Here is a 12,680-nt window from a genome sequence, read left to right on the forward strand (position 1 = left end):
AACTGTCTGGCCGACGTTCAGGTTGTGGTGGCTGGGGAGACCTGCATGCAGACGTACCTCGTCGAACAAATGGAGGGCGATGACGTGATCTCGACGCGTATCGTCAACGCGCCGAGCCCTTTCAAAGCCGCCGCCATGTCGACAGATCGACATGTTACCCTGCGAACGTGGGAAAAGGATTGGATCCAAGTAACCGACGAGAATCGGGGCCATATCTTTGCATACTGCTTTGTCTCCGACGGAGACTCCGACACCAGCGGGCATGGCCCGAGAAAAGCACCGAATAAATCAAGAAAAGCCCAAAAAGCTGACCAGAGAGCCGAGTAAGCGCAAACCACTGGTCTTTTTGCTCCTCGCTATAGCGCGCAGATTTACCGATATCGCCAGAACCGTGAACACCACGGAGCCGATACCGGCTGCGCTGGTCGGTACGCCAGGCGCGGTCCTTCCCTCGGCGCGACGCCTTCGCAGCAAGGAATGACAGCCAAAGGGCGCTAACGCGGCCATTTGGCGAAGATCGCGGCTTCATCAGAATGATCGATGAAAAGATTTCGGCCGGGGGCGATAAGTGACCTTAATCTTAGCGTGGGCAGCTCATGTCTCCGGCATATTTGGGATCAGAAAAGGCGCGTCTGGATCTACGGGCGGATTGTCAGCCAGCGGGCACCCGTAAATGGTCAAACGTCCCGGAATACGCACTTGATCAGGGCGGTCCTGTACTGCACCCTTATCAACGGATGGGCGCCGATTTTGCGAATGTTGCCGTCTTCGACCACCTGAGAAGCATCACCAGCCAATATCCCGACAAGGTCGCGATCAGCGACGGCACCACCCGTTTGACGTATTCCCAGCTTTTCCAGGCCGTCGAGATGCTGTCCCACCGAATTGCGGCCGTCGTTCCCAACGGGCAGGCGATCGGGATCCTTCAGGCCAACTCGGCCTGGTATCCTGTGGCCATGCTGGCGAGCATGGCGATTGGGCGGCCTTCGGTGCCACTCAACGCGAGAGACCCCGACACGCGAACCAATGACATTGTCGTTGCGGCGCGGCTTTCAGCGGTTATAGGCGACGGCAATGGTCGCGCTGTCGGTTTGGCTCACGATGTCCACTGGATCGATGCGACCGCCAGCATCCCGCCGCAAGTCCAGCCGATACCCCAGTCCTGTTCCGTCTCGGTCGACGCGCCCGCGATCGTGCTCTACACTTCAGGCAGCACCGGCCATCCCAAAGGCATCGTCAACAGCCAGCGCAGCCTGCTTTTGCGGGTCCAGCAATATGTCGACGCATGCCACATCAATTCGGACGATGTTTTCCTGCCCTTGACCGGGCCAGCCACGATCGCCGGCTGCCGGGAGGTTCTCGCCGCCCTTCTCACCGGTGCGACCTTGCATCTCGTCGAGGTGGGCGTCGTTGGCTTGCGCGCGGTCCGGCGCCTAGTGGAATCCGAAGGCGTGACCATCACCTATCTGGTGCCGGCGTTGCTTCGCGCACTCATGGCAGACAAACCAGCTGACGCCTTCCGCTCGCTCAGAGTGGCCCGGATCGGCGGGGAGAAGGTGTCATGGGCCGATATCGCCCTGCTGCGCAAAGCCGTGTCGAGCACTTGCCTGATCCAGATCGGTTACTCGTCAACCGAGACCACCGGCTCGCAATGGTTCTTGCCGCAAGACTGGCCGGAGGAAGGCGCCTCGGTCCCGGTTGGCTGGCTGCTCCCAGGAATCACGTTCGCGATTGTCGACGAAAAGGGACGCCGCGTTCAGCCGGGTAAGAGCGGAGAGCTCATGATAAGAGGCCCATATGTCCTGCTTGGCCATTGGGAGAACGGTGCCGTCGTGCCGGTGGAATCGGATCCGGATGACCCAGATCTTCGGATCTTCGCGACGGGTGACCTCGTCCAACTTGACAGTCATGGCTTGCTGCGGATCGTCGGCCGCAAAGGGCGCCAGGTAAAGATCAATGGTCGACGCATCGAGCCTGCCGAGCTCGAGCTGGTGTTGCGTTGCGCGTCTTCCGTGGAGGATGCCGTGGCAATCGTGACCGCGGCAAATGAGCTTGTCGCATTCGCCGTTCCTCAGCGCCCGTCGGGCGCGGCCTTTTCGGACGAGCTTCGCCAGCTAGTCAGAACGAAGCTGCCGCCGCCCCTGCGTCCCGTGCGACTGCACACGATAGATGCGATTCCGCGCCTGCCGAGTGGGAAGGCCGATATGGCGACGCTTGCGGAAATGGATATTTCAGCCAGGAAGACCGCACTGGCCCCGCAGCCCCCCGATGCAGGAAGCGAACTGAACGTCCATCAGATAGTGCAGCATGCATGGAATAACACCCTCGACACGCGCGTCGCCGCTGGACGCTGGGATGAGGCAGGCGGAGATTCGCTGAAGCTGCTGCAATGCGTCATGGAAATAGAAAGCGCCATCGGGCAGGAACTCGGTCTCCAGGGCTTCACGGTCGGGATGAGCGTGGACGAAATGGTCAAGGCAGTCGTGTCGGCACAGGCAGGCGACCTGCACGCGCGCGCGCAGAAGTACGATCCTCCTATTCTTTTTCTGCTCCCTGGATCCGTTGGCTATGGCCCGAGCTTTGCTGCCTTTGCATCCTCGATGAGCAAGGTCGCACGAGTGACCCCCATCAAGTACCCTACGCTGGCTATGATATTGCGCGGACAAAACACCGTCGCCGACATGGCCGACTCCGCGGTCGAGCAGATCTGCCGCGCCCAGCCCACGGGCCATGTGCGCCTTCTCGGCCATTCGCTCGGCGGCGCCGTCGCGTTCGAGGTTGCGGAACGTTTGCTGGCCGCGGGGCGAACTGTGAAGTTCCTGGGAATCCTCGACACGAGCCTCCTCGGCGAGCGCAGCACCTATTGGGAGATGGTTACCCGCACATTCGATCGGATCCGCACCAACCGCGTAACCGCTGACCGGATGGCGTGCCGCTTCCTTGCAAAGATCGCTGTCAAAACTGGCTTCGAGGCGCAGCTCGCCCGCATCCTCGATCGCTACGCCCGGGATGAGTTCAACGCGACGAGCTTCAGAACCAAACTGGAACTGCAGGGGCAGTTGCGGGGACGAGCCTTCTACCGATGGTTGGCGATACCCAGACGGACGCTGCCGATCACCGCAACCCTCTTCCGCTGCGCTCGGCCCAAAATGCCTCTGGCCATAGGGTGGGATGGCGCTTTCGCGCATCTGGATGTGATTCCGGTCGTTGGCAGTCACTTCGATATGATCACAGAGCCCCATCTCGTCATCAACCGCCCGCTCATCGAGAAGGCGGTGGAGCAAACCTATTCTTCAACCGAGGTTCGCAATCGGGAGTACAGACCATCGACGTGATTTCAGAATTCAGCATGGGCACGCTGGTGCTCGATGCTCGCATGGAAGTCGATCGCATCGTCCAAATCCTGCGCGAGCAGGTTTTTGGCACGCTGCGGCGTCGTGGCGTGGTTGTCGGCCTCTCCGGGGGTATCGACAGCTCCGTTGTCGCATCCTTATGCGCACGAGCGTTCGGGAAAGACAAAGTCCTGGGGATATTTATGCCGGAGCGCCATTCCTCCGGCGATTCGCTAAGGCTTGGCCGCAGCGTCGCAGCCCAGCTCGGCATCGATACGATCCTGGAAGACATAGCACCGGCTCTTGAGGCCGTCGGCGCCTATCGTCGACAGATCGAAGCGATCCAGACCGTCGTTCCCCAATATGGCGACGGCTGGAAATGCAAGCTGGTGCTCGCGTCGGTTCTCGAGAGCAACGGTCTCAACATCACGCGCCTCACGGTTCAGGACCCCGAGGGCAAGACAGATACGGTGCGTCTGTCGCCGGCAGCCTATCTGCAGATCGTCGCTGCAACCAACTACAAGCAGCGCCTGCGCAAAATGACCGAGTACTACCATGCGGACCGCCTCAACTATGCTGTGGCAGGTACGCCAAACCGCCTGGAGCATGACCAAGGCTTTTTCGTCAAGCAGGGCGACGGGACTGCCGATCTGATGCCGATCGTCCATCTTTACAAGACCCAGGTCTACCAGCTGGCTGAATACCTTGGGGTGGATGAAGAGATCCGGCGGCGGCCGCCAACCACCGACACCTTCTCCATGGCACAGAGTCAGGAGGAATTCTATTTCGCCCTGCCTTATCATCTGATGGATCTGTGCCTCTACGGTTTGAACCACGGAATTTCTGCCGATGAGGTCGCGGCAGCTGCCGGCCTTACCGCGGCCCAGGTCGAGAAAGTGTTCAAGGACATCGACAGCAAACGGCGTGCCGCACGCTATCTTCACGCACGGCCTTTGCTATCCGCTGCAGTGGGCGAGGACTAGCCGATGTGCGGTATCGCCGGAATCGTGTCGCTGAGCGGCGCCGCGGCGCCCCCTTCGCGCGAAGCGCTGATGCGCATGGTGGGCGCGCTCTCGCATCGCGGTCCGGACGAACGCGGCCTTTACCGGGACAAACGCGCGGGTTTGGCGCATGCTCGTCTGTCTGTCGTCGATCTTTCGAACGGCCAGCAGCCGCTCGCCGACACGGGCGACACGATTTGGATCATCTTCAACGGCGAGATCTTCAACTACCTCGAGCTGCGTGAAAAGCTGATCGCCCTCGGCCACCGCTTCCGCACCCATAGCGACACGGAGGTCATCGTCCATGCCTATCGCGCGTGGGGCGAGGCCGCCTTCGCGCGGATGAATGGGCAATGGGCGGTTGCAATCTGGGACTCCGTGGCAGGTCGTCTCGTGTTGTCGCGCGATCGGTTTGGCATCTGCCCCTTGCATTTCTGCGAGCATGGGGGCCGCGTTTACTTTGCCAGCGAAGTGAAAGCCATTTTCGCGGCCGACGTTGATATACCCCGTGCCTTCGATCCAGCCGGCATCGACCAGACTTTCACACTCTGGACAGTCGTGCCGCCGCAAGGCGTATTTCAGGGGATCAGCGAACTCACCCCGGGACATGTCCGCATTTACGACAGGGACACCGTTCGCGAGCGGGCTTTCTGGAAGCCTTGCTACCCCGAAATTTCCGATCCTCGCCGTGACGAATTCACCGGCTCACTCAACGACGCGGTGGACGAGGTGCGCGGCGCCCTTGAGGCGGCGACGGCGCTCAGGATCGTGCAGGCCGACGTGCCGGTCGGCTGCTATCTGTCGGGCGGGCTTGACAGCTCGCTGGTCGCCGCGCTGGGAAGGCGCTACGCCGGCGAACGGTTTCAGACCTTCTCCCTGCGTTTTGCCGACGCCGAGTATGACGAGACCCGCTTCCAGCGCCTGGTCGCCGGCGCGACCGGGAGCGAGCACCATGAGGTGGTGGTTTCGCGCAGCGACATCGCTGAGGTCTTTCCTGAGGTGATCTACCACACCGAGCGTCCAATCCTGAGGACCGCGCCTGCGCCGCTGTTCCTGCTCTCGAGGCTGGTGCGCGAACACGGCATCAAGGTCGTGCTGACCGGCGAAGGAGCGGACGAAATGTTCGCTGGCTATGACCTGTTCCGCGAAGGCAAGGTCCGCCGTTTCTGGGGACGCCAGCCCGCATCGATGCGACGCTCACGGCTGCTGGAGCGCCTGTATCCCTATCTCAGCCGCTCGCCGGTGCATCAGCAAGCAATGGCGCGCCAGTTCTTCGGGCGCGATATCCAGGCCTATGACACGCCGGGCTTTGCGCATGACACACGCTGGCGCACCACCAGCGCCATCAAGAGATTGTTCTCCGCCGACATGCGCGCAGAGTCCGAGCGCCGCAGTTGCGTGCCCGAGCTGATCGCCCGCCTGCCCGCGGAGTTTTCGCGATGGGGCTCTCTCGCGCAGGACCAGTATATCGAGATCCAGACGCTGATGTCGGGATACCTGCTTTCCTCGCAAGGGGACAGGATGCTCATGGCCCACTCCGTCGAGGGGCGCTTCCCGTTCCTGGACGATGAACTTGTGACGCTGGCGAATTCGCTTCCGGCGGCCTACAAGCTGCGCATCCTCGACGAAAAGCACGTGTTGAAGCGGGTGGCGGAACCGATCGTGCCGCCGGAAATCGTGGCCCGCAAGAAGCAGCCTTACCGGGCGCCCAATGCGCTTTGCTTCGTCGCCGATGATGCTCCGGCCTATGTCCGCGAAGCGCTTTCGGAGACGGCGCTGCGCGAGGCGAACGTTTTCGATCCGAAGTCGGTCACGCGGCTGCTGGACAAGTGTCGAGCCAGGGCGGGCGACGGCGATCTCTCCAACTCCGACAACATGGCGCTGGTCGGCGTGCTGTCGACCCAGCTCCTTCACCAGCAGTTTGTCGTAAGCCGTCCCGGTGGAGCTCGCAGGGTCGACCTCACCGTCGACGTTGACCGCGAGCATCGCGAAGAGGTGCTGGCATGATGCATGGCGCCGTACCTTTGCTGCATGACTACCTCACCCACGCCGCCAGCCGGGTCGGTGAGAAGGTGGCGCTGGTGTGCGGCGGACAACGTGTCACCTATGGCGATCTCGAAGCGCGCTCCAACGCGATCGCCCAACATCTGGCCGCGGCTGGGGTCGCACGTGGCGATCGCGTGATGATCTTCGCCGACAACACCGTCGAGACAGTCATCGCCTTTTGGGCGGTGCTCAAGGCGAATGCCGTTGTGTGCATCGTCAACCCGCTCACCAAAAGCGACAAGCTTGATTATCTGCTCAACGATTGCCGACCGACGGCACTGATAACGGACAGGCACCTGCACTCGATCTTCAGCGAACCGGCACGCAACTGCCCGTCATTGCGCCGGGTGATCGTCTCCGGGCCGATCGTCGACGTCGAGTTGACAGGATTGCCGCACGCCGTGCGCTGGGACGCTGCGGTCGCCGCCGGCGGCAGCGCACCGCCGGCGCGCCGCTGCATCGATATAGATCTCGCTGCCATCATCTACACGTCCGGGTCGACAGGTGAACCCAAGGGCGTGATGCTGACGCACAGGAACATGACAGCCGCATGCACTTCGATCGCTTCATACCTGGAGCTGTGCGAGGACGAGGTGATCCTCAACGTCCTGCCTCTCGCCTTCGATTACGGCCTGTACCAGATGATCATGGCGTTTCGCACCGGCGCCAGGTTGGTGCTTGAACGCTCGTTCGCTTTCCCGGCGCAGATCCTCGGGTTGATCAAGGAAGAGAGGGTGACAGGTTTTCCCGGCGTGCCGACCATCTTCGCCGCGCTCTCGGACCTCAGGTCACTAAAAGATCATGATTTTTCGAGCATTCGCTACGTAACGAACACTGCGGCCGCCCTGCCGCTCAAGCACATTCTCATGCTGCAGGACCTGTTTCCGGATGCGCGCATCTATTCGATGTATGGCCTCACCGAATGCAAGCGCTGCACCTATCTGCCGCCGGAAGACCTTGAGCGAAAGCCATTGAGCGTCGGGGTCGCCATCCCGAACACGGAAATGTGGATTGTCGACGAGCATGACAGGCCGGTCGGCCCTGATGTCGTTGGCCAACTCGTCATCCGCGGAGCGACGGTGATGAAGGGCTATTGGGGCAAGCCGGAAGCCACGGCCAGAAAACTCAAACCCGGCCCGTTGCCGGGCGAGCAGGTCTTGTACACCGGCGACTACTGCCGGATGGACGCGGAGGGATACCTCTACTTCATCGGTCGCGGCGACGAGATCATAAAATCGCGAGGAGAGAAAGTGGCGCCGAAGGAGGTGGAAAACGCGCTGTTGGATATTGCCGGTGTACGGGAAGCCGCGGTCATCGGCGTTCCGGACGAGCTTCTCGGGCAAGCGGTCAAAGCGTTTGTCGTGATGGAGCAAGGAAGATTCATCGACGAAAGGCAGTTGCAGAAAGAATGTCAGAGACGGTTGGAGAACTTCATGGTTCCGAAGTCCATCGTGATCGTACCCAGCCTACCGATGACAGACACGGGCAAACTCAAAAAAACGGCCCTGTCATGAGGCGGTTTCTGGATGAAATTGATCAGCATTCATCATTTGTATCGGAGGAGAATTCAATGTTGTCTACCAAGGATAGGGCCGAAACCTGCAGGGATCAGATTCGCGCTTTCCTGGCGTCGAATTTCTACATTGCCGACGCGGATGCTCTGGAGAGCGACACGTCCCTTCTCGATCAAGGCATCGTCGACTCGACAGGGGTGCTCGAGGTTATCGGCTTTATCGAGGAGACCTTCGGCATCACCGTCGAAGACAGCGAACTCTTGCCGGAGAACCTCGATTCCATTCAAGGAATTGCACAGTACGTTCTCCGCAAGAAAAACTGATTGCCGACATCTTGCGCTGTTCCACGCTCCGCCGACAGCGCAACCGAGCCTGCCGCAGTTGCGGCATGGCTCACGCTTGCGGCGTGGTATGTCCCACAACCACCCTGCCCTCGCCGGCTTCGTTCGTGACCGCACGGATGGTTTCGTAGGCCTTGGAACGCTCCAGCAGGCTCATGACCTGCCGGTCCTGGCCGAGCCCTACCTCGAAGAGCAGGATGCCTCCGCGCCGCAAGTAACGCGGCGCGTCCTTGATCACGCGCATATGGATGCTCAGGCCATAGGGGCCGGCGGCAAACGCCTCACGCGGCTCGAGCTCGGTCAGATGCGCGCGGTCGCCCTCGAGCCGCTTTTCCGAAATGTAAGGCGGGTTGCAGACGATCATGTCGATCGTGCCGTCAAGCTCCAAGCCTGAGAAGGCACTGAACAAGTCGCCCTGAAGCACCGACACGCGATCCGCCATGTTGTGATGAGCAACGTTGCGGCGCGCGACGTCGACGCATCCATCGGTGAGATCGCTCGCCCAGACACGCACGGTGGGGGCGTAGTGCGCGATGGCGCACGCCAGATTGCCGGCACCGCAGCACATGTCGATAACGCGCGGCTCCGGCAGGTTCATTTGACTGAGAACGTCGAGAGCGGTCGTGCCGAGCAACTCCGTCTCCGGTCGGGGAACGAGCGCACCGGGCGCGATGAGCAACTCCAGCCCCATGAAGTTGGTACGGCCTTTGCTGTAGGCATCGGCGACACTGATCTCCTCGCTCACGACAGACCCGCCTTCCTGACTTTGCCGGCGCCAGTGTCCGACAATTGCGCACCAGTTAAGTGTATCTCAAATTCATTAAATTTTCGATGGGCGAATCGAAAAACACTCATCGCCATGGGCTTTGAAGACATGATGTAACAAAGGGTGATCACGGGCTTCTCATCTGTCGCTTGGTTGGGAATATTGTCTCATCATTGGGAATATCCGGTTTCTCACCCCAGTTATCCCCAGCCTTGCAGAGCCAATTCCCGAATTCTCGGTCCAGCGTCACGATTTTGCTACATTTTAATCAAAAGGCACATACGTAAGCAAAACGTAATGTTTCAGTAGCTAACGGAAAGCAGCCGCTTCCCGCAAGGCAAGAGGGTTTACCCATCATCGACAGGACCAACACGTTCGCGCGGCAATTTCGCACGAAAGATCGCAGATCATGAAGCCAACGCAAGGGCGCTCGCCCGATCTACGTTCCGCCATGTTCGGCTCAATGCACGGATTGATCGGCGTCGGGGTTTTCTCGGCGGTGATAAACATTCTCGCCTTGACCGGCTCCGTCTACATGCTCCAGATCTACGATCGCGTGCTGCCTTCGCAGAGCATTCCCACTCTCGTCGGATTTACGATCGGGATGCTGGGCCTCTACGCGGTCTATGGACTCCTCGATTTCGTCAGGCTTCGCCTGTTGGTCCGCATCGGCAGCCGCCTGCACAGAGATCTGCAGCAAAAGGCGTTCGCTGCCTCGCTTTCCCTGCCGCTTACTGCCGGGCAGGATGCGAACCGTGTGCAGCCACTTCGTGATCTGGACCAGTTGCGCGGCTTTCTTTCCGGGCTGGGACCGACAGTCGTCTTCGACGCTCCCTGGATACCGTTTTATATGGTGGTCATCTATCTACTGCACCCTTCGCTTGGTGTGTTGGCAACCCTCGGCGCGGCTGCTGTCGTGCTTTTGACGGTCGTCGCGGAAGTCGTTGCCCGCAAACCCGCCGCGCGAGCGTCTGAAACGCTCGTGGCACAGCGGCTTCTTGCCGATTCCGGCCGCCGCAACGCGGAGGTTGTTCAGGCGATGGGCCTTTCAGCCCAGCTTGGTCGGCGCTGGAATGAGATCAGCCATCTTTACCTCAAGAACCAGGAACAGCTCTCCGATGTCGTCGGCGCAGCGAGTTCATTGTCGAAAACACTCCGCATGGCCCTGCAATCGTCCGTGCTGGGGCTTGGTGCCTACCTTGTGATCGGCGGCGAGGCTTCGCCCGGCGTTATCATCGCGTCGTCCATATTGCTGGGCCGCTCATTGGCGCCGGTCGATGTGGCGATCGCAAACTGGAGAGGGTTTCTGGCCACCCGCCGAAGCTATTCCGACCTGGCGGCAGCACTGGATGCTTTCGGCAGCCAGAAAGACCCTATGGAACTGCCGCGCCCACAGACACAGCTTGCGGTCGAGGAACTGACGGTCGCGCCACCAAGTCTGCAGAGACCAACGCTCGTCAATGTAAGCTTTCGCTTGTCGAGGGGCGCGGGGTTGGCGATCGTCGGCCCGAGCGGTTCTGGCAAGACGACGCTCGTGCGTGCTTTGGTCGGGGCATGGAAGCCGCTCCGCGGAACGGTAAGGTTGGACGGCGCCGCGCTCGATCAATGGAATTCGGAGTTGCTCGGCACTCATATCGGCTACCTGCCGCAGGACGTTGAGCTGTTCGACGGAACGATCGCAGACAACATTTCAAGATTCGGCGGCAAGGCAGACGCAAAAGGCGTGCTGGCAGCCGCCAAGGCTGCGGGCGTGGACAAGATGATCATGCGACTGCCGGAAGGTTTCCAAACGCGCATCGGTGAAGGCGGAGCGGCCCTGTCAGCTGGGCAGAGGCAGCTCGTCGGGCTCGCCAGAGCGCTTTATGGTGATCCATTCCTTGTCGTCCTCGACGAGCCAAATTCCAACCTGGATGCCGACGGCGATGTTGCCCTGGCCGGGGCAATCCTGGCGGTGCGCGAACGCGGTGGCATCGCAATCGTTGTGGCGCATCGTCCGTCGGCTCTCGTCAACATCGATCAGGTACTCGTCTTGTCGAATGGCATGCTCCATTCATTTGGCTCGCGCGAAGACGTTCTGGCAAATGTCATCCGGCCCTTCCCGCGGCCAAATACTGTCGTCCCGCTGCAGCAAGGTGCAAGCGGCCATGCGTGAGGTATTAGTGCCTAACATGACCACGTCGTCATATGCTGCGGTCGGTGGCGAAAGCCCATCGGTTGGGGCAAAGCCAGAGCCGAATGGCATCCGGACCAATCTGCTCTTGGGTCTGGCCGCATATTGTCGTTCCGCCGTGGAAAGGTGCAGGCAGGCATATGTGAGATATTGCTCTACCGGGACCGTGTCATCATATGCCGCGGTCGGTAGCGAAAGCGAACTGATCCCGACGAATCCAACCGAAGAGCCGGATGGCATCAGGGCCAATCTGCTACTGGGCCTGGCGACCACCTGCCTGTTGATCTTCGGTGGAGGGCTCTGGCTAGGGTTGACCAAGATTGCCGGTGCGGTGATTGCGCCCGCCACCGTGGTGGTCGAAAGCAACATAAAGAAAGTCCAACATCAAACCGGCGGCACTGTCGGCGGCATCTTCGCCCAGGACGGGGACCATGTGCGTGCCGGCGACGTCTTGGTCAGGCTGAACGACACGTTGACACGAGCAAACCTGCAGATAGTCAGCGAGGATCTGGATCGCGCCACCATTCGTCTGGCGCGACTGGAGGCCGAGCGGCAGGGCCTGCCGGAAATGCAACTCCCACCCAGCGTTCGGGCCCAGATGGGCGACCCGCAACTGGCGGCACTTGTCCGTGGCGAACGCGCCGTGTTCGAAAGCCGGGCGGCGGCATTGGCTGGCCAGAAGGCACAATTGCAAAGCCGCTCGAAGCAATTGGAGCGTCAGATCGATGGCCTCAAAGCACAGCAGGCGGCAATGGACGAGTCGCTGGATCTGCTGACGCAGAACCTTGCTGACGTCGAATCTCTCTACGCAAAGAAGTTGGTCTCCAAGGAGAGGCTGAGCACTGTCAGCTTGGAGAAGAGCCGGACTCGCGGCGAGTCAGGACGCCTCGTCGCGGCAATCGCGGAGGTCCAAGCTCGCATCAGTGAGACCGACCTTCAGGTGCTTCAGCTCGACGAGCAAATGCGGAGCGAGGTAACGAGCGAACTTCGCGAAACGGAAGCCAAGCAGACCGAGCTCAATGAGCGCAAGGTAGTGGCGGAAGACGAGCTCGCCAGGACAGATATCCGCGCCCCACAGACTGGAACCGTACAGGAATCCTCGATCCACACCGTCGGAGGCGTGATTGCCCCCGGGGAAGTGCTTATGATGATTGTGCCCGATACCGACAACCTGGTGGTGGATGCGCTCGTTTCTCCAGAGCGTATAGATGACGTACGTCCTGGACAGCGGGTTTCAATCCGCTTTCCGGCGTTCGATGCAGGGACGACACCTGTTTGCCAAGGCTCGGTCAACCGCATCTCTGCAGATCTGATTAAAGATCAGCAACGTCAGCTTTCGTACTTTTCGGCGCGCATCAACGTCGAAAATGCGGCGACCTGCCTGACGGAAGCGAAAATACTCAAACCCGGCATGCCGGCCGAAGTTCACATAAGCACCGACGAGCGCAATGTCTGGTCCTATCTGCTGAAACCCTTCACGGACCAAGTATCCAGAGCTTTCAGACAGTAA

General features: G+C 60.5%; 9 protein-coding genes. 8 read left to right on the forward strand and 1 reads right to left on the reverse strand.

What is annotated here, in order from left to right; all coding sequences use genetic code 11:
- Positions 1–45 precede the first annotated feature (45 nt).
- From EN885_RS19370 to EN885_RS19395, 6 genes are all read left to right on the forward strand, one after another.
- The gene (locus tag EN885_RS19370) at positions 46–327 is read left to right on the forward strand and encodes a hypothetical protein (protein WP_164897878.1); all 282 of its coding nucleotides are present in this window, start codon (positions 46–48) and stop codon (positions 325–327) included.
- Between the two features lie 269 nt (positions 328–596).
- Positions 597–3,335, forward strand: a complete 2,739-nt coding sequence (locus EN885_RS19375) for an AMP-binding protein (RefSeq protein WP_128242273.1) — start codon at positions 597–599, stop codon at positions 3,333–3,335.
- A gap of 14 nt (positions 3,336–3,349) precedes the next feature.
- On the forward strand, positions 3,350–4,315 hold the full coding sequence (nadE, locus tag EN885_RS19380) for an NAD(+) synthase (protein ID WP_127203870.1): 966 nt from the start codon (positions 3,350–3,352) through the stop codon (positions 4,313–4,315).
- A gap of 3 nt (positions 4,316–4,318) precedes the next feature.
- The gene (asnB, locus tag EN885_RS19385) at positions 4,319–6,340 is read left to right on the forward strand and encodes an asparagine synthase (glutamine-hydrolyzing) (protein WP_095485197.1); all 2,022 of its coding nucleotides are present in this window, start codon (positions 4,319–4,321) and stop codon (positions 6,338–6,340) included.
- Positions 6,337–7,893, forward strand: a complete 1,557-nt coding sequence (locus EN885_RS19390) for an AMP-binding protein (protein ID WP_164759033.1) — start codon at positions 6,337–6,339, stop codon at positions 7,891–7,893. The genes asnB and EN885_RS19390 overlap by 4 nt, the downstream gene beginning before the upstream one ends.
- Positions 7,894–7,949: 56 nt before the next feature.
- Positions 7,950–8,216, forward strand: coding sequence for an acyl carrier protein (locus tag EN885_RS19395; RefSeq protein WP_095485198.1), 267 nt, complete (start codon positions 7,950–7,952; stop codon positions 8,214–8,216).
- 70 nt (positions 8,217–8,286) lie between these two features.
- On the opposite strand, the gene EN885_RS19400 is transcribed toward EN885_RS19395, so the two are convergent.
- A complete protein-coding gene (locus EN885_RS19400; RefSeq protein ID WP_095485199.1) occupies positions 8,287–8,979 on the reverse strand; it encodes a class I SAM-dependent methyltransferase in 693 nt (230 codons plus the stop codon).
- A gap of 430 nt (positions 8,980–9,409) precedes the next feature.
- On the opposite strand from EN885_RS19400, the gene EN885_RS19405 reads away from it, so the two are divergent.
- A complete protein-coding gene (locus EN885_RS19405) occupies positions 9,410–11,152 on the forward strand; it encodes a type I secretion system permease/ATPase (protein ID WP_164759032.1) in 1,743 nt (580 codons plus the stop codon).
- A 220-nt stretch (positions 11,153–11,372) separates the two neighbouring features.
- A complete protein-coding gene (locus EN885_RS19410; protein WP_348627383.1) occupies positions 11,373–12,680 on the forward strand; it encodes an HlyD family type I secretion periplasmic adaptor subunit in 1,308 nt (435 codons plus the stop codon).

It is taken from the genome of Mesorhizobium sp. M6A.T.Cr.TU.014.01.1.1 (assembly GCF_004022765.1).
Lineage (GTDB): Bacteria > Pseudomonadota > Alphaproteobacteria > Rhizobiales > Rhizobiaceae > Mesorhizobium > Mesorhizobium mediterraneum.